Consider the following 24,197-nt stretch of genomic DNA (forward strand, 5'->3'; position numbering starts at 1 on the left):
TTGCGCGACATGCGCCCAGTGCACAGTATACAAGAAGAGCCCCCGACGCAGGCCGGGGGCTCTGGGACGCAGGGGGGAAGTAAGCGGTTGCGCGCTTACACGTCCAGGTTCTTAAAGGCGTCGGGCACTTCCTTGAAGCCCTTCGACTTCACTGCGCAAATGATGAAGCCAATGATGAACCAGGTCACGCCGAGAGCGTAGGTCATCACGTCGAAGCCGGTGAACACGTAGCCCAGAATGAGGATACCGAGCCAGGGGCAGATGAGGTACTTCACGATGTTGCCGAAGGAGTAGCGCTTCTTCTCCTTAATGAAGAAGTACCAGAACACGGCGAAGTTCAGCATGATGAAGGAGGCCAGGGCACCGAAGTTCACCAGGGTGGCCAGGTCGGCCATGGTGAGGACAAGCGACAGCACGAGCGCCACCGCGCCGATGAACAGCGCGCCCACCCAGGGGGTCTGGTACTTGGGGTGCACCTTGCCGAAGATGCTGGGAATAACCTTGTCGCGACCCATGGAGTACAGCAGGCGCGAGGCGGCCAGCTGCGCGTTCATGATGTTGGCGATGCCGATGGCCACGATGTTGATGATGAGCATGATGTTGCGGAACAGCTCGCCGCCGATCATCTCGCAGCCGTAGAACCAGGCGTTCTCGGCGTGCTCGGGGCTCCAGCTCTGCCAATCGGGCTGCACCAGCGAGGCGATGTAGGTCTGCGCCACGAAGCACACGATGATGAGGCCGAGCGCGATGAGGATGCCGCGGCCGATGTTCTTCTGGGGCTCGTTGGTCTCCTCGGCGAGGGTGGAGATGCCGTCGAAGCCGAGGAAGTTCAGGGCTGCAATGGAAATGCCAGCGGCCAGGAAGTGCGCATCAACCTTGCCGGGCTGCCACAGCGGATCGGCGTTGAACTCGCCGGCTCCGCCGCCGCCCATGATGAAGTTGCAGCCGAGGGCGATGAACGCGATGACGGCCAGAATCTCAACGGCGAAGATGACGAAGTCGATGCCGCGGGTCATGGAGATGCCGCGGATGTTCACGAAGGTGTTGAAGGCCACGAACACGATGACCCACAGATACCACGGGCTGTTCGGCACGAGCATGGTGCCCCAGTTGGCCACCATGACGTACAGCAGGGCCGGCGTGATGCAGTAGTCCAGCAGGATGAGCCAGCCGGAAATGAAGCCCACGTGGGGGTTGATGCCGCGCTGCACATAAGAGTACACCGAACCGGCAATGGGGAACTTGTTGCTCATGCGCACGTAGCTCAGCGCCGTGAAGAAGATGGCGATAAAGCCCACGATGTACACGAGGGTGGACATGCCCAGGGCGTCCTGCTGGACGAGGCCCCAGATGGAATGCGGGGCGATGATGACCATGAACAGCACGCCGTACAGCACGACGTCCCACAGGCCCATGCCGCGGCGCAGCTCCTGCTTGTAGCCGAACTGCTCGAGGGATGCGTTATCCCCGGCGCCCGACGTTTGGATGGGTTTCGACATAGAGTCTCCTTCCTTTCCCTTCCAGATCCTTCTCTTCTATCCTCAAAACTCGCATAAGGCGCATGACGTTCCCCGACGTCGTGCTGCCCTTGGCGAGGGTTGAGCAGCGCGGGCCAGCATCCTCTGCGCGCAGCTGGCCGACAGAGGGGCGCTCCTCTGTCCCGCGGAGCGCCCCGGTCGTGTTTTAGCCCACCAGCGGCGGGAACTGCGGCAGCTTCGGTGTGCCGATGCGCAGGGACAGCTGCACCTCGCAGGGCTTGCAACCCTGGCTGATCTCCACGTCGGATTGCACCGACATGTACATATAGGTGTTGATGGCGTCCCAGCCGGTAATGGCCATGAGCAGCCGTTGCATTTCCTTGGAGGCGCACACGAGGGCCTCGTTGTACTCCTGGGCGCTCGCGTTCACGTACCAGCGGCCGGCCGGCCCGAAGGTCTCCAGCACGGGCCAGTGAAGCTCGAAGTTCTTCAGCACGGACACGCGCACGGTGATTTCGGCGGCAATCTCGATGCCGGTGCCGCACAGCTCGGCGTCGCCCATGGTGGCGTGCACGTCGCCCATCTGCAGCAGGGCGCCCGGCACGCGCACGGGGAAGTACAGGCGGGTGCCCTTGGTGATGAGCTTGTTGTCCATGTTGCCGCCGTAGTTGCCCACGAAGCCGTCGGCTGGCGCCCCCTCGGCCGGAGCGGTGCCGATCACGCCGATCATGGGGTTGATGGGGAAGCGCACGCCGTTGAAATCGGCCATGCCGTCTTCGATCTTGATTTTCTTCGTGCGGTACTCGGTGCCTTCGAACAGCGGGCCGCAGTGGTCGTCGGTGGCAATGGTGCCCTCGTCGGCCACCTGGATGTCGTAAATATCCACCACGAGCACGTCGCCCACCTCGGCACCTTCCACGTACACGGGGCCGGCAGCGGGGTTGGTGATGTTGTAGGAGAAGTCCATGTCGCGCATGGTGACAGTCTCGTCGGTGAGGCGGCCCGAGAAGCAGTCGAGGCTCTTAAACACCATGACTTCGCCGGGACGCGCGGTATAGCACGGTGGGTTGTCCTTGGAAAATGCATACACCTTGTCTTCGATAATCTGCATAGCAACCCCCTTGAGATAGAGCGCGAACATGCCCTCGCGCATAAAAAACTGATGAAAACCATGATACTCGCTCTCAGCTTTTAGCGGTATCAGGAAGGGGAGTTTTTTGCTCTAATGCAAAAAAGCAGGGGGAAAGGGCGGAGCGCATAGGTGGCGTTGCGAATTATAACCGGGAAACTTTCCTTTATTCACCTGGTGAAATGAATATGTACGGGCCGTGGGTTTTGGGCATGGGAAGAGTGCTTTTGCCAGGTACCGTCATGGGCAATGGAGAGATTTGGTACAACGTGTTACCTCATTTTTCTAGTTAGTAACTAGACATAGTTTGTTCGAGTGGGCACGTGGCGCCGAGGTACGGGCGGTGGGCGCTCGCCGAAGAAGGGGAGTAATCTGTGAAACATGCATCTGCCAACTACCGAAACCGTTCCGGCGCATGGAAAGGAAAGGCCCTGGCAACCCTGCTGGCCGTGAGCCTGGCCGCCACTCCCATGGCAGCCTTTGCCACTGATGGCGAGAACGCCGCCGCGCCCGCCATCGCTGAGACGGAGGCCGCGGCCCCGAGCGCACCCGAGAAGCAGCCTGAGACTGCCGGCGAGGACATCTCCGAGGCGGAGGCCGCGGCCCCGAGCGCGCCCGAGAAGCAGCCTGAGGCCGCCGTCGCTGAGACGGAGGTCGTGGCCCCGAGCGCGCCCGAGAAGCGGCCTGAGGCCGCCGGCGAGAATGAGACCTTGACGACCTCGGTGACGGTGTACTACTGCGAGATGGTGTACTACGACGACCCCTCGTTCAACGATCCTACTGGGTTTCGACTGCTGGGTTCCCATACCTTCGACGGTGTGAAGGTGGGAGAGGAGATCAATCTGTGGGAGTACGCGAAGGACATTCCCGATTTTGTGCATTTCGATGGCTGGGCAGTGAATCCCATCGCCAGTGCGAACCCCGAGGAGAATCTCGTGCAGATGAACTATTTCCGCACGAAGAGCCCCAGCTCGGTGAACTACTATCTGGTGACTGACGGTGCCGAGACGCCGGAAGACGCCCCCATCGATCCGTCGATGGGCGAAGTGGATGGCGAGTCGGTGGCGTTTTGGAAGATGGGATCCTACGAGGTGGATAGCCTTCGCCTGGGTACGGAGATCAGCAGCGACGCCTGCGCCGTACCGCTCGAGGGGCTTACGTACCTGGATGCCGACAAGGCCGCTATTGCGGTTGACGCCGTGCCCTCGCACAACGAGATCAACTTATTCTATGCGGCCGATCCGGCTGATCAGCCCGACAACGCGCCCGCGCCTGCGCCCGACGCGGAGCCCTCTCCGCAGCCCGATGGCGACAAGCCGGGCGAGGACACCGACGGCGCCACACCGACTCCGGGGGATGTCTCGGGGAATACTTCCGGAAACGAGCGCCCGTCTGTTCCCGAGGTCGATGGGCCAGCCGCATCCGACTCCGGCAACGAGGATGCTGCCGATGTTGAAGCGACCGAGGATGAGACCGGATCCGAACAGGATGAGGCCACGGTGGTGACCGACGAGAATGCCTCCGATGCAAGTGATTCCGGTGAGAGCGACTCCGATGCCGCGCTCCAGGAGGCCGCCGAGCGGGGCGTGCTGACGCTTCCCCAAACAAGCGACGGCACCGTGGCCTTTGCGGGCATCGCCTCGGTGGTTGCGGTGGCCGCCGCGGTCACTCTGGCTGCATCCCGTCGCCGCCGGAACGAGTAGCCTGCGACTTTATAAAATCTTGCAAAGAAGCGGGGCGTCCGAGGACGCTCCGCTTGTCGTTTCGGCCCATGGGGTATTATGGGAGAGAATGGCAATTCGGGGCGAAGGAAGGCGGCCAGTGAGAGAGCGTGAGAGCGAGCAGGCCCGTATGCGGGATTCCTATGCCGCCCGCTACGAGCGCTGGACGGCCCCCTTGCGTGCCCGTCCCGGCGCCGTGCAATGGTTGCGCCGTGCCAACGAGACGTTGAAGTGGCTGTTCTACGGAGCTTATGGGTTGCTGCTGGTGTTTGCTGCTTGGCAGAGCCCGGGGAAGGCTGCGGCGCTCCTGATCGTGACGGCTCTGGGATTTGCGGCGGCGAGCATTGCCCGAGCTCGACTGGATGCCCCCCGTCCGCGCACGGCATGCGGTCTTGATCCGCTTGTCGAGCGGGAGGGTGCGGGGCGTTCGTTTCCCTCGCGGCATGTCTTCTCGGCATTTGCCATCGCCAGCAGCTGGCTTTCCGTGAGCGGAGCGGTGGCGGCAGTCCTTGCGGTGTGCGCGGGGGTTCTCGGCTGGTGCCGCGTTCTTGGCGGGGTGCACTTTCCCCGCGATGTGATTGCCGGCGCCCTCGCGGGGATTGCCACGGGGCTTGTCGCCTGCGGCCTTGCGCTCGGGGTGTAAAAAAGCTCGGCGCCTCGCAGTGCGGGCGCCGAGCTTCTCGTCTCTTTTGCGCGAAGCTCCTTAGTGGCGGGGATTAGAACACGGCCACCACGGCTCCGCCGTAGTTGTCAGCAATAAACTGGGCCACCGTGGGGGAGAGCAGGGCACCTTCACGGCCTGGGTCTTCGGAGTGTTCTCGTTGCCGGCCTTCACGGCGAGCGTGCGGCCGTTAGCGGCCGGCCCAGGCGAAGGGGGCGGCCCCGGCGCCGATTTCGAAATGACACTGGGCGATGCCGAGATCCATCTGCGTGAAGGCGCCGCGCTTGGTGCTCGCTCACGAGTGGCGTGCCCTCGTCATCGGTGCCGCTCAGGGAGAAGGAGAACGGCTGCCGGTTCAAGGCCGTGGGCGCAAGCAGGGCCGCGTCCACCCCGCGCTGGAACCAGACCGGCGCGTCGTTGTAGCTGGGGCACACCTGATCGGGCGCCTTCGACTTGTGCGGCACTCCGGCGGTCGTGCCATAGCCCAGGGCGATAACGGCGGTGAGCTTCTGGCCCAAATCCACGTTGTAGGAGCGGTTTACCGTCTTGTAGGTGCCGCCGACCCAGCAGGAATTCAAGCCGAGCGACTGAGCCAGCAGCACGAGCTTCTCGCCGTAGTAGCCCACAATGCCGTCGAGCTCCTTGCATTCAGGTCCTACGAGCGCCAGGTAGTTGCGCGCGCCGGTGAAGTTCACGAGGCGCGCCTTGAAGCCGGAGAAGGCCCGCGGCTCGTCGAGCACCAGCTGGATGCTCAGGTTCGTCTCGTCGTTCACGATGGCGATGGCCCGACGCAGGGCGGCCTCGGCCTCGTCCGCAATCGGCTCGTCGGTATAGCTGCGCACCGCATGGCGCCCCTCGATGGCCTCCATCGGCGTGAGGTTGCCTTCCCAGAACCCGAGGAACCGGTCGATGGCAGCTGCGTTGTCGGCGGCGGAAGATACGGCCATGGGAATATCCTTCTGACGAGAAATCATGTCACTGCAGGATAGCACAGAGCATTGCCAGGGGAAGGAAGTACTCGTAGCGGAGGTTGCCCAGCTCGGCGCGGATGGCGTCCACCGTGCCCGAGGCTGTCATCTCCTCGGCGAAGCGCCGGGCGCTCCCGTCGGTGCCGCGGTAGTAGATGTTCACGGTGATGGACACGGGGGATCTCCCTTCCTTCGATCTCTCGCGGCCGGCCGAAAACACGAGCGCCGCCCACAGGGGACGGCGCTCGACTTGCTTCTCTGGAGCGGGCGACGGGACTCGAACCCGCGAATACAAGCTTGGGAATCTCTCCCCCGGCTCTTTCCGTGCGACACCAGCGTTCTTGGGTGAAACAATAGTACCAGGTGAAACGGGTATTCGCGCGAAACAGACGAAACGGGAACACTCCCGGACGGGACGGAGAAACGCCGGTTTTTCCCGTCTCCGTCCCGTGCCCATCCCGTCTTCTGGGCGTTCACGAAACCCGCGCCATCTCTTGAAACAGACGCTCTGACCTCCCGATGCGGGAAACCGCAGAACGGAGGCACCTATCATGCCATGCAGAACCATTGCCGTAGCCAACCAGAAAGGCGGTACCGGCAAGACCGCCACCACTCTGAACCTTGGGACGGCGCTCGCTCGCATGGGCAAGCGCGTCCTGCTCGTAGACGCCGACCCGCAGGGCGACCTCACCAAGTCGCTCGGTTGGAAGGACCCCGATGCCCTAGAGTCACCGACGCTCGCCGACCATCTGAACGCGATGATTGAGGGCACCGCCCTCGATCCCCGTGAGGGCACCCTCTCGCATGATGAGGGCATCGACCTCATGCCCGCCAACATCGAGCTCGCCGGAATGGAGATGCCCATCCTGATGGCTATGTCGCGCGAGCAGCTTGTGAACATGTGGATGTCCCCGCTCAAGGCGCACTACGACTTCATCATCTTCGACTGCGCACCTACGCTCGGCATCATTCCCGTGAACGCATTCGTGGCATCCGACAGCGTGCTCGTGCCTGTGTCGGCCGAATATCTTCCCGCCTCCGCAATGACAGGGCTTTTGAAGACCGTCGGGCGCGTGCGCCGCCAGATCAACCCTTCTCTCGAAGTGGAGGGCATCCTCGTGACGCTCTCAGACAGCCGCAACAACCTCTCACACGATATCGAGCAGACCATACGTGAGAGGTACGGGAGCACCTACAGGGTGTTCGATACGGTCATCCCCCGCGCGGTCTCGGCGGCGGAAGCACCTGCAGCCGGCATGAGCGTCTTCTCCTACGACGGGGATGGGAAGGTGGCTCACGCCTTCGAGAGGTTTGCAGAGGAGGTACTTGACCGTGGCTAGGAAGAGAGCACCCATAGAGCTACCCACAGTAGACGAGCTGTTCACGTCCCAAAGTGAGCGCGACAACGCGACCCTTGAGGGCGTTACGGAGATTCAGCTCGCGCTCATAGACCCCTTTCCCGGACATCCCTTCCATGTGAAAGACGACGAGGAGATGGAACGGCTGGCGGAGAGCATCGCCGAGAACGGCGTGCTCGTGCCGCTGACGGTGCGCGCGTCGGGCACTGAGCGCTACGAGCTGGTGAGCGGGCACCGCAGGAAGAGGGCTGCCGAGCTAGCGGGGATTGCGAGCGCTCCCTGCATCGTGAGGTCGATGGATGACGACGAGGCCGTCATCGCCATGGTGGACAGCAACCTCCAAAGGGAGGCCATCCTGCCGAGCGAGCGGGCGTTCGCTTATTCGATGCGGCTTGAGGCGATGAAGCACCAGGGGCTGCGCACCGATCTCACTTCTGCGCAAGTTGCGCAGAAGTCGAGCGGCAGGTGGTCACGCGACATTCTTGCCGAAGAGCTGGGAGTGAGCAAGGACAAGGTGCAGCGCTTCATACGCTTGACCCACCTCATCCCCGAACTGCTCGCACTCGTGGACGAGGGGCGCATGAAGATGCTCCCGGCCGTCGAGGTGAGCTACCTCTCGCAGGAGGAGCAGACGTGGCTCTTCGATGCCATGGGAGCGCAGGCCTGCACGCCCTCCCACGCCCAGGCCGTCAAGATGAAGCGCTACTCCAAGGAGGGCTCGCTCACATCCGCCCTCGTGCGCTCCATCATGGAGGAGGAAAAGCCCAACCAGGTCGAGCAGTTCAAGATTCCGAGGAAGAGCATCGCTCGGTTCTTCAGGCCGAGCGCCACGAGAGACGAGATAGAGAGCCGCATCGTGCGCGCCCTGGAGCTGCTTGAGCAGGCCGAGGCGAGGCGCGGCAGGCAGGGCGGTGCATGATGGGCAACGTGATGCATCGCGGCAAGGGGTCCTTCACCTTCGTGGAGAACACGATCTTCTTCGACCACGGTCTCTCGGCGAAGGCCAAGGGGATCTACTGCCAGATACGCTCGCTTGAGAACAACCCGGAGTGGGTGTTCACCATCAAGGGCTTCGCCTCGCTCGTGCGCGACGGGGTGGATGCAGTGACGGCGGGCATCAGGGAGCTTGAGGCCTCCGGCTACATCATCCGCGCCCGCAAGCGGAGCGTGAACGGGCGCTTCCTCAAGGCCGAGGAGGCCACCTGGATAACGCTCGACGACCCCGCCATGCACGGCGAGGTGTCCGCGGAGCTCAAGGCCGACGGCTTCGCCATCCTCTCCGAGTTCACCCGCGAACCCGCCGCCAACGTGGAGGTGGAGCTCGCATCTCCGAGCATCGGCGAAACAGGCGAAACCGACGAGAGTTCCCAGGTCGAGACCAGAACGGGAAAACCCGTATCTGGGAAAGCCACATCTGGGGAATCGGCCCCTATAAATCACTCATCCGATAAAGGGCTTGATTCCGATAAACGACCCCTCTCTTGTCCCCCCGACGACTCGGGCGGGAACGAGAAGGGCCGAGATGATTTCGTGGCGTATCGGAAGGGCGAGTTCCCGGAGGCCTTCGAGCGGCTGTGCGCCATGTCCATCAAGCCGGTCGCGTCGCTGCGCTTCAAGCGCGACTGCCTGGCGGCTTGGGAGCGAAGGGTGGCGCAGGGCTTCGTACCGGAGCACATCATCGAGGCCTATGCCGCCTACGCCAAGAGCTATTGGCTGCGGAACGGCGACGACGTGACGCTCGCCAAGAACCTCGCGCGGTGGCTCGAAGGGGAGGGAGGGCTCTCGGCCTACGCCGACGAGCCGATACCGCCCGACCTGCTCGATGCGGACGGTGAGCCATTGGATATGCCTGGGCTTGCGCAGGCCGACCCCGACTTCGCGAAGCTCTGGCGGCGCGTGGAGACGCAGCGCTGCGTGATTCGCTCGACCATGGCCATGGGAGGCGATCTGCCGCCGGAGGAGGATGTGCTCGCCGCCTGCGAGGCCGACGAGCGCTACCAGCGCTACCTCTCCGTCTGCAAGGAGCGGCACGGGCGCTATCTCAAGGTGATCGAGCTGTTCGGGAGCCCCAGCGCCAGCCTTGTGCGGGCGAGGGAGGAGGCTGTGGCTCTCGGCGCCATGCCGTTCGGAGGGAGGCTTTCATGAGGACGTTGTGGAAGTTCGCGAAGTGGCTCTTCCGCGCTGTGTTCCGCTTCATGTGAGGCCGCAGATGCGGCACCGTGACCACTTGCGATCGAAGGCGTTCTGCTCAAAGGATGCAGTTTGCGGAAGAGGTCTGCGGGCAGTTTATAATGGATTGCGTCACCCTAATCGAATAAGTACGTCAATTACCAGGCCGAGGGGCATCTGCCGTTTGGGTAATTGACGTACATTTCCCAACAGGGTGACAACTGAGGTGGATGCCTCTCATCTGAAACTCGTGGGGCTACCATCTTCCTTATCCCGAATACGGAAAGGTGGCCCCATGGCAGCAAGCGCAGAATACGCCCCGCCGAAAGAGCTCGTCAATGTTATGGTGCAATCCTCCGAGAAACTGGAGGGCGCAGCCTCGCTTCTGACGATGCTCGAAGACAAGGCCGACAACCGGAGGATAACCGCCTCCGAGCTGGCAGCGGTGCGCTGCATCGTGGAAACCTGCGCGGCGAACCTCGGCGGAATCCTGGAACATGCCTAGATAAAACTAGAGCCAGTCCCAGCAGGACCGGCCCTTACAAAACCTTGCGGTTTTTGAATCTGCAATTATGATGGCATCCTCAGGCTGTCTTGTCAATGAGGTCGGCGAGAAACCGCAGATACGATACGAATCCGTTTTGATTCCCGTATCTTTCACAGGTATCAAGGAGCGCAACCCGGAGCTCTGACAGCGCATCTGCCGTTGAGGTAGATAGAGCCGCACCGTCCAAACGACCGAACATGACGAGGGTTTCGAGCAGCTGCTGGATGCGCCTGTTCTTGAGCTTGGCACGTCTCGTTTTACTGTTGGGAACACCGTTGTCGTTTAGCCAGGCGTAGACGAGGCTGGACAGCGTGTAATCAGACTCGTAGCTCTTTTCCATCCCGTTCAGTATGCAGCTCCCATGCGAGCAGCAGTTGCGCACGGATTTGACGCCCTTGAGGATGTAATGCTCCTCCCGCATTGCGGCATCTTCCCATCGTTCCGAACAGAATAGGTAGAAGGCGAGCAACGTTCCGAACGTGACCACCTCCAAAAACGCCCATACAGGCATTGCACCACTATAGTGCGCGATGATCCTTCCGGAGTAGACGTCGCCCTCGATCTCTGCACCCATTCGCAAAGACAGGTCTCGCTTGATATAGCCCTGATAGCGGCCCTGCTGCGATTCCATGAAGTCGGCCACTATACCGTAGCCATCCTCTCTGGGGTCTTCCGATATGCGAGTTATGATAGCCGTCTTTGCGAGCCGTTCCACGTCTTGGGCCGCGAGCAGGAACGTGCAGCGAATCTCGTCATCGAGTTCGTTCAGGGCGGACAGATCGGCGAAGTCCAGTGCCACATATCTGCCCTTGTCTTGGCCCTCTGCGTGCTTCTGGAACAGTCGGCGACATGAGGCAAGGTGCATGAACGTACCGCATCTCGACAGCGCCTCGATGGCCTGCTTCTCGCTGCAGCGCTCGAACGTGACGCCCTTTGTCTTCAGCAACTCGACCTGCTCTTCCGGCGTCAGCATGGGCTTGAGGTTTCGCGCCTCGTGCACGCCCTCGCCTATTCCCCACGCGGTGTATGTCTTCTCCTTTTCTTTCATGCCTCTATTCTAGGCGAGCCGTCCTCGCCCAGAAACCATGCGTTCCCGAAAGCGGAACATCGACGCAACGGGGCGGCTTCCCTCAGTCGCCACCCGACCCCCGCAGCCAGGGCCCCGAGCCCCCGGCGGCCTTGATGCCCGGATGCTCGGCCGGGAACCGGGCGGCGCGCAAGGGCCGCGAAAACTTTTCCGCGCGGGACGCTTCCTTCCAGGTCCTCCGGAAAACTCAAGCCCTTGCGGGTTTCGCATTCCCCCCTTGCGCGTCTCCCGAACCCCGTCCGGTGCACGGGCCACAAGGCCCGCCCAGAGGGGGCGGGCCGAACCGACAAGGAGGTCGAAATCATGGAAACGACAAGAATCCCGCTCTCCCAGTGCGTCGAGAGCAGCTACCAGAACCGAAAGGAGCTGGGAGACGTTTCCGGGCTCGCTCGCAGCATCGAGGTGAACGGGCAGATCACGCCGCTCATCGTGGTGGCTGACGGCGAGGCCTACCAGCTCGTCGCGGGACACCGGCGCACCGCCGCCATGAGGACGCTCGGACTCGAAGAGGCCGACGCCTACGTGATGGACGGCTGGGACGACGCCAGGATCGCGCAGATCCTCAACGCCGAGAACAACCACCGCAAGGAGCTCACCGAGGCGGAGCGCGGGCGCGGCATCCAGACGATGCTCTCGCTGGGAGTGCCGGTCACGGACGCGGCGGTGAGCGCTGACATCCCCGAGGACAAGGCCGAGTCCTACGTGCGGGGCACGAAGGTCGTGCCCGTGGACGCCGTGAACTTGGACTTCGAAGCCGTGGCCCTCATGGGCGACTACGACGACGTGCTCACCGAGGACGACGTGGTGGCTGTGCTCTCCAAGAAGAGCTTCTGGGACCGCCAGGCGATCTGCCGCAAGGCACGGGCCCGCGCGGCCGCCGAGGAGGAGACGGCACGGCTGGAATCGCTCGGCGTCAAGGTGGTCGACAAGGACTCCCTCGGCGAGGGCTACCACGGATGCAACGGCGAGTGCGGGCATCCCGGCCTCGTGGCCGTCGTGAAGCCCCAGGCCTGGGGTGAGGGCGCCGATACCACCTTCTACTGCGACGACGAGGCCCACGACTGCCAGCCCACTCCCGAAGAGATTGCGGAGACGGAGGCCTACCTCGGGCGCAAGGCGACGCTTGAGGCCATGGACGGGCGAATCGCGGAGTTCGCCAAGTCCGCCTACCCGAAGTTCCCGGCCAAGGGCCAGTCGAAGCTGCGCCAGTGGGCGCACGAGGCGTTCGAGGCCTACTACAAGTGCGAGCCCAGCGACGCCTGGGAGGGCTTCAAAGAGTCGCGGGCCAAGGCGCTCGACCAGTTCATCCTGATGCGTACCGTCCCCGCCTGCGTGCCCAGTCTTCCCGACCGCACCCTAAAGTGCGACTACGAGCCCTGGTCCTACGACGTGGACGACCTGCTCGGGTTCGTCTCCTTCGTGGACGACGTGCTCATGCCCGCAGGATATGAGCTCTCCGAGGAAGAGCGCGACCTGATGGACCACCTCCACGGAATCTTCGCCGCCGAGGACGAGGACGAGATCTTCGGCGAAGGCGACGCCGAAGCCGATGCGCCCGATGCCGACGACGAGCCTCCCTTCGACGTTGACGAGCAGCCCCTTGATGGGCCGCCGTTCGACGTGGAAGAGGAAGGCGATGCCGTCCTGGCGATGGCGGCCTGACGCTCCTTCCAGCCGCCCGGCCAGACAACGGGTCGGGCGGCCCCTTCTCTTCTCATCCTCACCGACAAGGAGGTACCGACATGAAACGCACGCTCGATGTGATGGTCGTGCCCGTGGGCCGCGAACCCGAGCTCAAGACCCTCGAATCCGACGAGAACGGCAGCTTCCTCAAGGCGCTCCAGGGCTGCGTTGGCGGCTTGATCGAGCCGCTTCCCTGGCTCTTCGGCGACGCGCCCGCGGGCTACTGCAACGAGGAGGGGGCGCTCGGCGCGACCTTCCTCGACGCCAACCGTGCCGTCTATGCAGACAAGGCCATGGAGGACGCCGGGTTCCTGAGCCAGCTTGACTTCAGGACCCCCGTGCGCGAGGGCGACCTCTACGCCATCGTGTTCGGCGACATGGTGTTTACCGGGTTCGACCCCGATACGGGAGGAAGCCGCGACATCTCACCCGAGGAGTGCGAGCGCGTCCGCGAGCGCTTCGGGGGCGCGGAGTCCATCGACTCTGGCGCGAGCGAGCTTCTGTTCCTCGCCCGGTCCGGCAGGCCCCGCCGATGAAGCGCTCCGAATGGATGACGCCTTTCCCGAGGCCTCCTCCCGGCATCTGCCCCTCCCCACGTGGCGTCCACCTTGGGCGCAGGCTGCCCGGGACGGCGCCCGGGCGCAAGGGCCGCGAAAAACCTTCCGCTGAAAGAACACGCTCGTGACCGGAAGCTCAGGCCTGCGGTTTTCGCTTCCCCCCTTGCACCCGAACGCCCTCCCGAGCGGTCGCCGACCCAAGGAGGCGCCCCGAAAGGAGGGGCGCCGCGAACATCAGGAGGTCATCATGGGAAATCGAGCCGTCATCACCACGCCCGAGCGCAAGGTCGGCATCTACCTGCACTGGAACGGAGGGCGCGACACCATCGAGCCGCTGCTCAAGTACTGCGAACTGCAGGGCTATAGGCCGCCGAGCTCGGACGAGTACGGCCTCGCCCGCATCTGCCAGGTGATGGGCAACTTCTTCGGAGGCTCCCTCTCGCTCGGCGTCGGCGCCTACACCACCGATCGGCAGATGGATCCCGGCGACAACGGCATCTACATCGTTGAGGGGTGGCGCATCGCAGAGCACCTGCGGACGGAGTACGATGCGGATTGGAACCCCATCGGGATGCGCTCGTTCGGGCCATCCGAGGAGGAGGACTGGCACCAGTTCGACGACATGCTCCGCAGCTTCGACGCTTCCATGCCCGAAGAGCTTCGCCTCGGCGAGTTCCTGGACTCGGTGGAGGTTCCGGCAAGCGAGCTTCAGGTCGGCGACGAGGTGTGGATGTTCGACAGCGTGTACGGCAGGTGGGAATCCTTCCCGGTCATCGGCTTCGGGCAGCCCGAGTTCAACCGCATCGCGGTGGAGGTCGAGGCTGCGAATGGCAGGAAAAAGATCACCTACCCCGACCTGCCATACGTGGCCATGTGCGACCACGACGGTGACTTCTCGTGGAACTGCAACAACTACGTCCACGGCGGCATGGCCCGCATCCGCCCGAGAAATGAGCAAGTCGCAGCCTAAGCGCTCGCAACTCCATCGAAGCCCGTCGGCCATCCGGTCGGCGGGCTTTCCCTTTGCCTCTCTTGCTCTAGCTTGCGTGAAGCCTCTCTCCTTCACTGCCCTTCATCTCGTATGGCCAACAACCTCCGCATCCGGTCGGCCCCTCCCGCCTCTGATCCCGCATGCTCGCCGAGAACCGCGCGCCCGCGCAAGGGCCGCGAAAACTTTTCCGCAGGGAGCGCTCCTTCCAAGGCCTCCGGAAAACTCAAGCCCTTCGGGGTTTCGCTCCCTCCCTTGCGCGGCTGCCCGAACCTCGGACGGCAGACGGGCCACGAGGCGGGGCAGAGGGCCCGGCCGGCAAGACTTAGGAGGTCTACCATGAGCAATCTGAACGACAAGGCGACGAAAGCAGCGAGCCGCTACCTGGAGCACCGTGGGTACACCGTGCTGGAAACTGCCTGGAAGTGTCCGGCCGGGACGTGTGACGTGATCGCCGAGGACGGAGACGCCATCGTGTTCGTGGACGTGAGCGCGCGCCGCGACGCCGACAAAGGGTTCCCGACCGAGCGATGCAGCGCAGGTGTGCGGGAGCGCCGCGAGATGGTCGCGCTTGCATGGTTCGCCGAGCACGAGGACGCCGTGGACATGGCGGTGCGCTTCGACAACATTGCGATGCTCGTCATGGGCGATAGCCGAGCGATGATACGCCACCACCTGAACGCCCTAGGCGGAGCCATCGAGCAGCTGCAGCCGCGCGCGGCAGCGGGCATCCCGACCGGCACCGACCTTCAGACCCTCCCGGAGGCCGCTTAGACCTCCTGGCCTCCATCGCGAGGGGCGAGCCCTCCGATCTTCGGGTCGGAGGGCTTTTCTATGTTCCTTCGATGGGGACGTTGCGCCGCTTTGCCAGCACGTTCAGCGCGTCCACTATCCTTTCGGCCTCGTCGATTCCCACGGGAACGAAGGCGCTGACGCACTTGTCTTCGATGGGCTCCTCGGCGGAGTTATCGCATTTGCGAGAAGGCTTGGCGACCTCTTCGAGAGACACCACGCCGTCATGGATTATCCTCTCGACGTACCACCCCGTATCGTCGTGCCAGATGAACCGCTCGCGTCCTCCCATCATTACGGTGTAGCGCAGTCCGTGCCCGCCCACTTTCATGCTGGCAGCGTAGCGCTGCTCCACCACGCGGTCGATGCCGAACACACGCCCGTCCTCCCAGACGACTGCCAAAGGCTCCACGCGTCCGTCAACGTCGTGGTCGGCTATGACCTCGACGTAGCACTTCTCCCTGCGCTCTATCCCTCTCACGATGATCTTTCGCCTACCTGTGGAAGAAGCTCACCGGGTGAACCGTGTTGTCGCGTTTCGCATCCATGGCGAGTGTGTCGGGGCACCATGCCTTCGGTCCCCACACCACGGCGTTGTTGCCGAAGCGGCGCCGCAGGTCGTCCACGGCGGCGTCAAGTGCCTCCATTTCGGTGCGGCGCGGAAGCGGGTCGAACAACGAGAGCTGGATGTCCTCGTTTGTCGGTACGAGGTTGGAGGCTCGCACGTGCAGCCCCCGCACCGGCGCATCGGGCGAGAAGGTGCGTACCTGCTCCATGAGATTCCATGCCATGCCTGCCACCTCGGAGGTTATGTTCGTGGGCGTGCGCAGTGTCGACTGGCGTCCTGACGACGCGAGGGTCCCAGCGTCACGCACGGCCACGGCGATCGTCCTCGCTCTAGCCCCGCCCTCTCGCATCCTCTGGGCCACAGCTTCCGAGAGCATCCACGTAACCGCCTTCGCGGTGGAGACGTCCACTATGTCCCTCGGGAAGGTGATGCCGTTGCCATAGCTCTTCACCTCGCGGCACACGTCGTTGCGGCCGGGGTCGAGCCTCTTCACCTCGCTTGAGTCCTCGCCTCTCGCGAACATTTTGAGCACGAGCCCCATCTTCCCGAGCCTGCGCTTGAGGAGCGTATCGGAGGCGCAGGCGAGGTCGCCGATGGTGAGGATGCCGGAGGATCGCAGCTTGCGCTCGGTGGCCTCTCCCACGTAAAGGAGCTCTCGCACGGGGGCGGTCAGAAGGTGTTCCCTCGCGAACTCCTCGTCAACCAGCGTCACCGCGTCGGGCTTCTTCCAGTCGCTTCCGAACTTCGCGTATATCTTGTTGTCGGAGACGCCCACGCTGATAGTGAGGCCCAGCTCCGCCTTCATCCTCTCGGAGATTTCCTCGGCCATCTGCAGCGGCGTGAGTCCGAGGCAGCCGCAGGAGCCGCCCACGTCGAGCCAAGCCTCGTCTGGCCCAAAGGGTTCCACGCGGTCGCTGTAGTCGTAATAGATGGCCCGGGCGAGCCCCGACGCCCTCATGTACATTCGGTAGTCCGGCCGCACGACAACGAGCCCGGGGCACTTGCGCCGCGCTTCCACCAATGTGTCCGCCGTCTTGATCCCGGCTGCCTTGGCGAGGAGGTTCCGCGCCAGGACGATGCCGTGGCGGGCCTCCTCGTCGCCGCCCACAACCAGGGGTACCCCTCGCAGCTCCGGATGCGCCTGGCATTCGATCTGGGCGTAGCAGCAGTTGATGTCGCAGTGCAGGATGGCACGGCCAGTCATAGCGACCTTCTTTCGCCATTGGTTTCCTATGCGCTGCGAGACTGTCATTATATGCGAACATAAGTTCGATTGATAGCGAACGAATTATGGATTTTCGGCACACGCGATTCGGAATTGCGCTTCTTCATGTCGGCGAGTGTTCAAGATTCTCGCAGCAAAGCAAGAGGCCTATTCCGTGTACACAGTCCACGGAATAGCTCTTGGCCGCCGAGCGCCATCGTTCGCAAACGATGACCTTTGGCATCGTCTCGGGCGGTCTCGCCATGAGGACGAACCTTCCCGAAACGATACGGCGGCATCGCTCGCCTCGCCGCGCTCGGCTACGCTCTTCGCGGGGGATTCCCCGCGCCCCTCCTAGAAGCGTCGGCACGAGCCTCCTTGGAAACCCAACTCGGAAGGAGGCCCGAGCCGACGCGATGGAGCGCCATCCCAAGCAGATCCACGTGCGCATGTCGGAAGCCGAGGTCGAGCGGGCCAAGCGCCTCGCGGGAGACACCGGCATGACGCTCTCCGACCTCATCCGCGTCCTCCTGCAGATGCCCGCATCCTCCGTCGGCGAGGGCGGCCGCCTTATCGTCATCGACAGGACAACCGCCGCGAAGCTCGCCCGCGAGATGCGGAGGTGGGGCCATCACTACAACCAGGCCGTGCACGCCCTCAACGCGATCGCCTACTACCTCCGCGCGAACGACATGGACGCCCCCGACGTGTTGGAAGAACTTGATCGCGCCTCGGGCAAGCTCGCGGCCATGCAGCCGGGCGTCGAGGCTCTGCGCCGAAACGTCGAGGACGTGGCGGGAAGCGTCGTCGCGTCACTTGGAAGGTGACACCATGCCGATGCTCAAGACCATCGCGGGGCACACCTCGGCGAGAGGCATCTGCCGATATCTCACGCGCAAGAACCGCGCGCTCGCCAGCGACTACATCAACATCGACGTTCCCGAGGGCATCCGCGAGTTCGACTGGGCGAAGGCGATGGACGCCACGCGCCGCTCCTTCGGAAACGACCTTCCCTGGCGAGGGAAGCGGGTGCGCACCTACAAGCACTACGTCGTATCGCCCGACCCCAAGGACGGCATCGCGCTCGAAGCCCTGCGCGATCTCGCGACCTCGTGGGCACAGGAGCACTTCTCCGAATACGAGGTGGCCATCGTCTACCACGACGACAACGAGCACGGCATCCCCCATGCGCACGTGGTCGTGAACAACACGAATATAGAGACAGGGCGGCGGCTCCAAGACCCCGACCCCAAGGCCCTGGCCGCCTCGCTCCAAGAGCTCGCCGAGGCGCGAGGACTCACCGCCTTGAGGCCGCCGCAGGCGACGGGCGTGGCGGCGCGTGCCCAGAGGCGCACTCCGAAGAGGACGCCCGAGACCTTTCGGAGCGAGTACGTGCGCCGAGCGGAGCAGGAGCTCACCGAGCGCGGCGAGTACTCCTGGACGGCGGACATCCGTGCCCGCGTCCGCATAGCCCGCACGGTGTCGAGGAGCGAGGCGGAGTTCCGCAGCATCCTCGGCACCATGGGCGTGACCGTGGCCGACAACTCATCCAAAGCAGAGCGGCGGGACTGGATATACGCGCTCGCGAGCCATCCTTCGAGAAGGATCTCCGGGGAGCGCATGGGGCTCGCCTACGGGCGCGAGCGACTTGAGCCGCTGCTGCGCTCAGGAGGTGCGAGGAGGTTCGAAGACGCCGGGGAGCGCGCCATAGCTGCCATAGCGAAGCGGGCCGTCATGGTCGGTGACCTCGCGGAGCTGCGAAACCTTTCCGGGGCGGTCGCGCTCATTGAGGCCTCTCATGCCAGATGTCTTGACGACTTGGATGCGCTTCTGGAGAAGGGCGGGGGCGAGGCGACGCCGCAGCTCGTCGGCTACGTCAAGGATAAGAGGCTTCTGCCCAAGGAACGGCCCGCGCCCGTCACCAGGAAGCCCACGGCAAGGGCAGGCATCCGTCCCGCCGTAAGTCGGCCGAAGAACGATGCGGCGCAACCCACCCATCAGAGTATGCAGGACAAGCGAAGAGAGAGGTCCGAGAGGTGATAATCAAAGCCTACTACTCCGGTGGGCGCATCGACGTGTTCGACACGGACCGCATGACCGACGGTGTGCCGCAGCCGGGAAACCTGCTCACCAACTACACCCTCGACCTCTCCGACGTGAACGGCGAGAGCCTGTGGCTCTGCTCCTACTACTACGAGGCAGCCCCGGCGTATAAGGATGAGAAGGGGCCGAAGGACCTTCCCGTGGCCCGCAGGCGCGACGGCTGGAGCTTCCTTCTCGCCGATGCCGAGGACATGCAGAGGCTCAATCGCGTCACGTTGGACGGGGAGACCGTGCTCGCGCAGATGGCCGGCGAGCTCGTGGACGTGTCGGCGCTGTCGTGGGCGTCCGAGGTGGCCGACGTGCTCGCTCCGCAGGTCGCGCAATTCCATCATCTTTTGGAGTCAACTGGGGCAGAGCGAGTCGAAGACCTTGGCATACCCGCAACCATCTTGCAGGGAATCGCATCGTCTTGCGAACGGGAAGAAAGTAGAGAGCCGCGTTTTTAACGACCGCGATACCAGCCAAAGAGGACGGCAGCGGTATAATGTAATTGCAATAGTCACGGAAGCAAGGAGGTCTTCCGGATACGTCAGGTGACGCGGAATCGGCGTTGCGGGCGTAACTGGAAAGGGCAGATAAGTCATAACTCAATGAACGTCACCGCTGTCGAGCGGTTCGTTTGTTGGTTGACTCTGCCCTAAGTCCTTTTCCTGTTCCGAGAAGCATTTGGCCGCAGAGTCTCCCCTGCGGCTTTGTTGTTTCAGGAAGGGAAAGGATTGACCCATGTTTGACCGGCTGCTTGAAGAGGCGCTTCGCAAGCCAGCTCCATATGAGCGCACCGACGATCTATTCTGGAGCGATCCCCACATCTCGACTCAACTCCTGAAAGCGCACCTTGACGAGCGCAACCCCTTGGCCAGTCGAAGCCCCGAGTTCATCGAGCAGTCTGTGGCATGGATCGAGAGCTGTGCGCCTCAAGTCACGCACCCCCGTATTCTCGATCTGGGATGCGGGCCCGGACTTTATGCCGCTCGCCTCGCGCGACGCGGCTATTCCGTTACGGGCATAGACGTTTCCCCCGCCTCTCTGGCGTATGCGAAATCGTGTTCGGAGGCCGAGGGCTTGGATGTCGAATACATCGAAGGCGACTACCTCGACGCGGAGCTTGGAGGCCCCTACGACGTGGCCCTCATGGCGTATTGCGATTACGGCGCGCTGTCGCCAGACGAAAGGCTCGGCCTTCTCGACACGCTGCACAGGGCCTTGAGGCCAGAAGGCGTATTGATCCTCGACGTATTCGCCGATGCGCATTACGAAAACGCCTTCAATCGCTCTAGGTGGGAAGCATCATCGAATGGCGCGTTTTGGCGGCCCGATGCCTACATCTGCTTAGAGCAGCAAACCCTCTACCCGCCGAACGTCATTCTCGACAGGTATCTCGTTCTTTCAACGGCGGGGACCAAGAGCTACAACGTGTGGACGACTTGCTTCGACACCGCATCGCTTCAAGACGAAGCTGTCGCCGCCGGCTTCGACGCAGTGAGTTTTGCGGCCGACCTGACTGGCGCTCCGCCAGCCGAAGCGAGCAAGACTTTAGCAGCCGTTCTGCGAAAACAAGAGACGCGATAGCGACCCGCGCTTTGCCTTTTGCGAGAAGGTGGCCAATCGAGAAAAAGATCACTTTTGCCCAGACGGGGCGCATTCTATCCTTGTGATATCGAGGCTAAATCGCGTGCGCCTCGAACATGGCATGAGCGTTTCGGAGCTTGCCCGTCGGACGGACATCGACAAGAAACGGCTCTGGTACATCCTCGATGGGCAGCGCGAGATGCGCGTCGAGGAGTTTCTAAGGCTATGTGTCGTCTTGAAGATGGATCCTCGCAGCTTTGTGACCCGCGAAATGATCGAGGAAGTGGCCGAGGCGACGAGGCAGAGTATCGGTCGCAGCGATAATCCGAACACATAGAGCGAAGAGCGCCCCGCGGGGCGCTCTTCTGCGATTATCCATCCCTTTCCGCCAGCGCAGGCTATTCTTCCTGCGGCTCTTCCTCTTCTTCCGATCCCCCTCTCCCGGAGGGGTTCCCTGGCAAGAAAAGCCTTCCGGAAATCGCCTAGCTCACCCTTGCCATTGATTTCGTACAATGATATCTTCTCTTTGTGAACATATTTACACGAATGTTCGTAAACAATATTCTAAAAGGAGATGAGCCGCCATGCCGTCGAAGCCGATGCTCACCGAAGCCGACAGGGAAGCCCTCCGGGAGAGGCTTTCCGGGCTCTGCGAGGAGCGCTGGATAGAGCGCGGGTACAAGAAGACTTCCATCAAGGAGCTGTGCGAGGGCGCGGGGATGTCCGTCGGCACCTTCTATACGCTCTATCCCACCAAAGAGGATTTGTTCTGCGAGACCATAGCGGGCATCCAGGAAGAGCTGGAGGCGAGGTTTCTCGACACCATCGCGAAGAACCCCACCAAGGAGGGCTTCGCTCAAGCGATGAAGGATATCTTCCGCGAGTACGCGAGCAAGCCGTTCCTCTACAACGTCGGCACCGCCGACTTCCAGTCCTTCGCGTCGAAGCTGCCCGCCGACACCCTGGAGAAGATCAGCTTCGATAGCTTCGAGTTTTTCGGCCGTGCGGTCGACGTCGCCGGACTCGCCCTAAAGGTCGCTCCCGAGCAGGCCTACGGGACCTTGAGCGCGCTGCTCTCGATCATCAGCGCTAAAAACACGCTTAGCCTCACATGCAACTACCTTGCCGTGTTCGACTACATGACCGACGTGCTCGTAAGCGGAATCTTCGAGTAGGAGGGGCCATGGAGCTATACGAATACGAGGTCGTTGCTGCGGAGGCCGGGAGCGAGACCGGTCTAGAAGGCGGCCTGAAGGCCGAGCTGAACCGGCTGGGAGCGCAAGGCTGGGAGCTCGCCACCTCCTTCGCGCTCCCGCACCTCGGTCGCTCGAAGCACGCCCTTCTCGGCATCGCGACACCGACGGTTCTCATACTCAAGCGTCCTCTCGGAGCTACCAGAGAGGTGCCGAAATGAGCTGGGCCATCGAGACCTGCGGCCTCACGAAGAGGTTCGAGGGCGTCACCGTCCTAGATGACGTGACCTTGCGCGTGAGAAAAGGCGACGTATACGGTTTCCTGGGGCCGAATGGCGCGGGCAAGACCACGCTCATGCGGTCGCTCTTCCGCCTCGTGACCCCCGATGCCGGGACAGTCTCCCTGCTCGAACAGCCCGTACGGAAGGGCTCTAATCCCGTTTTCGCCCGCGTGGGCAGCATGCTCGGCAGCCCGGCCTTCTTCGAGGGGTTGAGCGCGCGGGAGAACCTCACGCTGCACTGCGCATATATGGGAGCTGATGCGGGACGCGTCGACGAGGCCCTGGCGCTTTTCGGCCTGTCGGGGGCGGAAGACAAGGCTGCAGGCAAGCTCTCCCTCGGCATGAGGCAGCGCCTCGGGCTCGCCCGCGCCATCGTGACCGACCCCGAACTGCTCGTGCTGGACGAACCCATGAACGGCCTCGACCCCGAGGGCATAATAGAGGTGCGCAACATCTTGCGCGCCGTAAATGAGGAGCTGGGCGTGACCATATTCGTGTCGAGTCACCTCTTGGACGAGCTCTCGAAGATCGCGTGTACGGTCGGGCTGATAGATCGCGGGCGCATGCTCGACGAGGCGACCGTGGGCGACCTGCATGATAGCGACTGTACCCTTGAATCCTGGTACCTTGAGAAGACGGGAGCCCGCCATGGTAAAGCTGATTAGCTTGGAGTTGAGAAGGGTGCCGCTTCTGGGCCATCTCGTGGGCATCGTGGTGGCGAACCTCCTCATCGCCCTCGTGAGCATCATCGCGTCCGCCCTCCTGTCCGGGAACGCATCCACCTCGGCCGCAGTCGGCTTGCCTGCCACTCCGCCGGACACACTCACCTTGGCCACCATGCTCGTACGGGCAACCCTCATCGTCTGGGAGGCGGTGCTCGCATCCCAGGTCGTCATCGAGGAGTACCGCGCCGGCACGCTGGCTCTGCTCTTCGCGAGCCCTGTACCGCGAGGAAGGATCCTCGCGGCGAAGGTCCTCCTCGTGTGCGGCATAACGCTCGCGCTCTACGCGCTATCCTACTGGTTTCAGAGCGCCTGCGTAGCCGTTGCGGGAAACTATCTGCCCTACGTGAGCGGTCACAACGTTGACCCCGTCAGGGATACCACCGCCATCGTCTCCGCAATCGCCGTAGGTCTCGCTCCCCTTCTCGTGGGAGCCTTAAGCAGATCCGTCATCGCTACGGTGGTCTCGTCCTTCGCGCTAGTGGCCGTCGCATCGAACGCCCAAGGGGCGGGAGCGAGCCTTCTGTCGGTCCCCTTCGCCGCGCTCTTCATAGGCATGGCCGGTACGGTCTGCACAGCAGCGGCCGTCCACAGAATAGTATCGGCCGATTCGGCAAAATAGCAGAAAGGGAGAACGCATGCTCAATTTCCTCATCCCCAGCTCCATCCCCGTGCCCGACGCCAACACCCTCCAGCTCATATCCATCGCATCGCTCATAGTGGGTATCTGTCTCGTGCTTGCAGGCGGCGCCTTCCTCCTCTGGGGAAAGAAGGCGGGCGGCGGATGGAAGGTCGTACTCGGATGGGTTCTCGCCGCCATCGGCGCGACACTCGCGCTTAGCCACGCCGTGCAGCTGATGCTCTACTAGGAAGGAAGACCGATGATAGACGAAGTAAATGATGCATGCAAAAAGCTCAACAAGGGGCTCGGCGTCCCGGTATCGCCCCCGAACCCCGGAGAGAAAGCGCTCGGCAGGGCTTCGGCAGTAAACGTGGTTTTGGGAATCGGCCTCGTGGCCGTAGGAGCCCTCACATCCTTAAAATGGTGCGCCGTCCTCGGGATTGCGGCCATAGGCAGCAGTGCGGTGATGGCGTGGGAGAGCAAGAGGCGAAGGGACGACTGACTCCCTCCGAGGCTCGGATCCTCGACAAAATGAGGCAGATGCGGGGAATTTGTGTTGCTGAGCTGGCCCGACGCATCGGCGTTGACAAGAAACGGCTGTGGTATGTGCTCAACGGGCAACGTGAGATGAGGGTCGATGAGTTCTTGAAGCTCTGCGTCGCCTTGAGGCTCGACCCTCGCAGTTTCGTGACTCGTGAAATGATGGACTGTGTTGCCGAGGCGACGAGGCGAAGCATCGAACGATACGATGATATAGGCATATGAAGCGAAGAGCGCCCCGCGAGGGCGCTCTTCTT

Annotated in this window: 28 protein-coding genes; 21 read left to right on the forward strand and 7 right to left on the reverse strand. The window is 62.9% G+C overall.

The window, feature by feature from the left end:
* Positions 1 to 95: 95 nt before the first annotated feature.
* Complete coding sequence (locus C811_RS13095) at positions 96 to 1,499, reverse strand: APC family permease (protein WP_016310144.1); 1,404 nt, start codon at positions 1,497 to 1,499, stop codon at positions 96 to 98.
* Between the two features lie 184 nt (positions 1,500 to 1,683).
* Positions 1,684 to 2,589: an acetamidase/formamidase family protein gene (locus C811_RS13100; RefSeq protein ID WP_016310145.1), complete on the reverse strand. Its 906-nt coding sequence runs from the start codon at positions 2,587 to 2,589 to the stop codon at positions 1,684 to 1,686.
* A gap of 392 nt (positions 2,590 to 2,981) precedes the next feature.
* On the opposite strand from C811_RS13100, the gene C811_RS13105 reads away from it, so the two are divergent.
* Entirely contained in the window at positions 2,982 to 4,310 is a 1,329-nt protein-coding gene (locus tag C811_RS13105; RefSeq protein WP_016310146.1) for a hypothetical protein, read from the forward strand.
* 118 nt (positions 4,311 to 4,428) lie between these two features.
* A complete protein-coding gene (locus C811_RS13110) occupies positions 4,429 to 4,971 on the forward strand; it encodes a phosphatase PAP2 family protein (protein WP_016310147.1) in 543 nt (180 codons plus the stop codon).
* A 188-nt stretch (positions 4,972 to 5,159) separates the two neighbouring features.
* On the opposite strand, the gene C811_RS13115 is transcribed toward C811_RS13110, so the two are convergent.
* The gene (locus C811_RS13115; protein WP_016310148.1) at positions 5,160 to 5,936 is read right to left on the reverse strand and encodes a nitroreductase family protein; all 777 of its coding nucleotides are present in this window, start codon (positions 5,934 to 5,936) and stop codon (positions 5,160 to 5,162) included.
* 28 nt (positions 5,937 to 5,964) lie between these two features.
* On the reverse strand, positions 5,965 to 6,132 hold the full coding sequence (locus C811_RS13120) for a hypothetical protein (RefSeq protein WP_016310149.1): 168 nt from the start codon (positions 6,130 to 6,132) through the stop codon (positions 5,965 to 5,967).
* A gap of 376 nt (positions 6,133 to 6,508) precedes the next feature.
* On the opposite strand from C811_RS13120, the gene C811_RS13125 reads away from it, so the two are divergent.
* The 4 genes from C811_RS13125 to C811_RS13140 all read left to right on the forward strand — a co-directional run bounded on the left by C811_RS13125 (position 6,509) and on the right by C811_RS13140 (position 9,989).
* Entirely contained in the window at positions 6,509 to 7,297 is a 789-nt protein-coding gene (locus C811_RS13125; RefSeq protein WP_016310150.1) for a ParA family protein, read from the forward strand.
* On the forward strand, positions 7,290 to 8,234 hold the full coding sequence (locus tag C811_RS13130) for a ParB/RepB/Spo0J family partition protein (RefSeq protein ID WP_016310151.1): 945 nt from the start codon (positions 7,290 to 7,292) through the stop codon (positions 8,232 to 8,234). The genes C811_RS13125 and C811_RS13130 overlap by 8 nt, the downstream gene beginning before the upstream one ends.
* Complete coding sequence (locus tag C811_RS13135) at positions 8,231 to 9,460, forward strand: helix-turn-helix domain-containing protein (RefSeq protein WP_016310152.1); 1,230 nt, start codon at positions 8,231 to 8,233, stop codon at positions 9,458 to 9,460. Before C811_RS13130 ends, C811_RS13135 begins: the two co-directional genes overlap by 4 nt.
* A gap of 319 nt (positions 9,461 to 9,779) precedes the next feature.
* Positions 9,780 to 9,989, forward strand: coding sequence for a hypothetical protein (locus C811_RS13140; RefSeq protein ID WP_016310153.1), 210 nt, complete (start codon positions 9,780 to 9,782; stop codon positions 9,987 to 9,989).
* Between the two features lie 79 nt (positions 9,990 to 10,068).
* Here the strand turns inward: C811_RS13140 and C811_RS13145 are convergent, their stop codons facing one another.
* Entirely contained in the window at positions 10,069 to 11,079 is a 1,011-nt protein-coding gene (locus C811_RS13145; RefSeq protein ID WP_016310154.1) for an Abi family protein, read from the reverse strand.
* Between the two features lie 342 nt (positions 11,080 to 11,421).
* Between C811_RS13145 and C811_RS13150 the strand changes: the two genes are divergently transcribed.
* From C811_RS13150 to C811_RS13165, 4 genes are all read left to right on the forward strand, one after another.
* Positions 11,422 to 12,780: a ParB/RepB/Spo0J family partition protein gene (locus C811_RS13150; RefSeq protein WP_016310155.1), complete on the forward strand. Its 1,359-nt coding sequence runs from the start codon at positions 11,422 to 11,424 to the stop codon at positions 12,778 to 12,780.
* Positions 12,781 to 12,860: 80 nt separating this feature from the next.
* A complete protein-coding gene (locus C811_RS13155; protein ID WP_016310156.1) occupies positions 12,861 to 13,337 on the forward strand; it encodes a DUF3846 domain-containing protein in 477 nt (158 codons plus the stop codon).
* 268 nt (positions 13,338 to 13,605) lie between these two features.
* The gene (locus C811_RS13160; protein WP_016310157.1) at positions 13,606 to 14,328 is read left to right on the forward strand and encodes a hypothetical protein; all 723 of its coding nucleotides are present in this window, start codon (positions 13,606 to 13,608) and stop codon (positions 14,326 to 14,328) included.
* A gap of 357 nt (positions 14,329 to 14,685) precedes the next feature.
* Positions 14,686 to 15,120, forward strand: a complete 435-nt coding sequence (locus C811_RS13165; protein WP_016310158.1) for a YraN family protein — start codon at positions 14,686 to 14,688, stop codon at positions 15,118 to 15,120.
* A gap of 58 nt (positions 15,121 to 15,178) precedes the next feature.
* Here C811_RS13165 and C811_RS17115 read toward each other — a convergent pair whose 3' ends face one another.
* Complete coding sequence (locus tag C811_RS17115; RefSeq protein WP_016310159.1) at positions 15,179 to 15,619, reverse strand: hypothetical protein; 441 nt, start codon at positions 15,617 to 15,619, stop codon at positions 15,179 to 15,181.
* Between the two features lie 13 nt (positions 15,620 to 15,632).
* Entirely contained in the window at positions 15,633 to 16,910 is a 1,278-nt protein-coding gene (locus tag C811_RS13170) for a DNA polymerase Y family protein (protein ID WP_016310160.1), read from the reverse strand.
* 416 nt (positions 16,911 to 17,326) lie between these two features.
* On the opposite strand from C811_RS13170, the gene C811_RS13175 reads away from it, so the two are divergent.
* The 11 genes from C811_RS13175 (at position 17,327) to C811_RS13225 (ending at position 23,902) form a co-directional block, all read left to right on the forward strand.
* Entirely contained in the window at positions 17,327 to 17,737 is a 411-nt protein-coding gene (locus C811_RS13175; protein ID WP_016310161.1) for a hypothetical protein, read from the forward strand.
* Between the two features lie 4 nt (positions 17,738 to 17,741).
* Positions 17,742 to 18,950, forward strand: coding sequence for a relaxase/mobilization nuclease domain-containing protein (locus C811_RS13180; protein ID WP_016310162.1), 1,209 nt, complete (start codon positions 17,742 to 17,744; stop codon positions 18,948 to 18,950).
* Positions 18,947 to 19,459: a hypothetical protein gene (locus C811_RS13185; RefSeq protein ID WP_016310163.1), complete on the forward strand. Its 513-nt coding sequence runs from the start codon at positions 18,947 to 18,949 to the stop codon at positions 19,457 to 19,459. The genes C811_RS13180 and C811_RS13185 overlap by 4 nt, the downstream gene beginning before the upstream one ends.
* 277 nt (positions 19,460 to 19,736) lie before the next feature.
* Positions 19,737 to 20,582 (forward strand): class I SAM-dependent methyltransferase, encoded by an 846-nt coding sequence (locus tag C811_RS13190; protein ID WP_016310164.1) that lies wholly within the window; start codon positions 19,737 to 19,739, stop codon positions 20,580 to 20,582.
* 103 nt (positions 20,583 to 20,685) lie between these two features.
* Positions 20,686 to 20,919 (forward strand): helix-turn-helix domain-containing protein, encoded by a 234-nt coding sequence (locus C811_RS13195; RefSeq protein ID WP_016310165.1) that lies wholly within the window; start codon positions 20,686 to 20,688, stop codon positions 20,917 to 20,919.
* A 247-nt stretch (positions 20,920 to 21,166) separates the two neighbouring features.
* Entirely contained in the window at positions 21,167 to 21,757 is a 591-nt protein-coding gene (locus C811_RS13200) for a TetR/AcrR family transcriptional regulator (protein WP_016310166.1), read from the forward strand.
* Positions 21,758 to 21,765: 8 nt separating this feature from the next.
* A complete protein-coding gene (locus C811_RS13205; protein ID WP_016310167.1) occupies positions 21,766 to 21,996 on the forward strand; it encodes a DUF4177 domain-containing protein in 231 nt (76 codons plus the stop codon).
* On the forward strand, positions 21,993 to 22,721 hold the full coding sequence (locus C811_RS13210; RefSeq protein WP_016310168.1) for an ABC transporter ATP-binding protein: 729 nt from the start codon (positions 21,993 to 21,995) through the stop codon (positions 22,719 to 22,721). Before C811_RS13205 ends, C811_RS13210 begins: the two co-directional genes overlap by 4 nt.
* On the forward strand, positions 22,705 to 23,400 hold the full coding sequence (locus C811_RS13215) for an ABC transporter permease (RefSeq protein ID WP_016310169.1): 696 nt from the start codon (positions 22,705 to 22,707) through the stop codon (positions 23,398 to 23,400). The genes C811_RS13210 and C811_RS13215 overlap by 17 nt, the downstream gene beginning before the upstream one ends.
* Positions 23,401 to 23,416: 16 nt before the next feature.
* Positions 23,417 to 23,647, forward strand: coding sequence for a hypothetical protein (locus C811_RS13220; RefSeq protein ID WP_016310170.1), 231 nt, complete (start codon positions 23,417 to 23,419; stop codon positions 23,645 to 23,647).
* Positions 23,648 to 23,659: 12 nt separating this feature from the next.
* Positions 23,660 to 23,902: a hypothetical protein gene (locus tag C811_RS13225; RefSeq protein ID WP_016310171.1), complete on the forward strand. Its 243-nt coding sequence runs from the start codon at positions 23,660 to 23,662 to the stop codon at positions 23,900 to 23,902.
* Positions 23,903 to 24,197 lie beyond the last annotated feature (295 nt).

Source organism: Adlercreutzia caecimuris B7 (genome assembly GCF_000403355.2).
Classification (GTDB): Bacteria; Actinomycetota; Coriobacteriia; order Coriobacteriales; family Eggerthellaceae; genus Adlercreutzia; species Adlercreutzia caecimuris.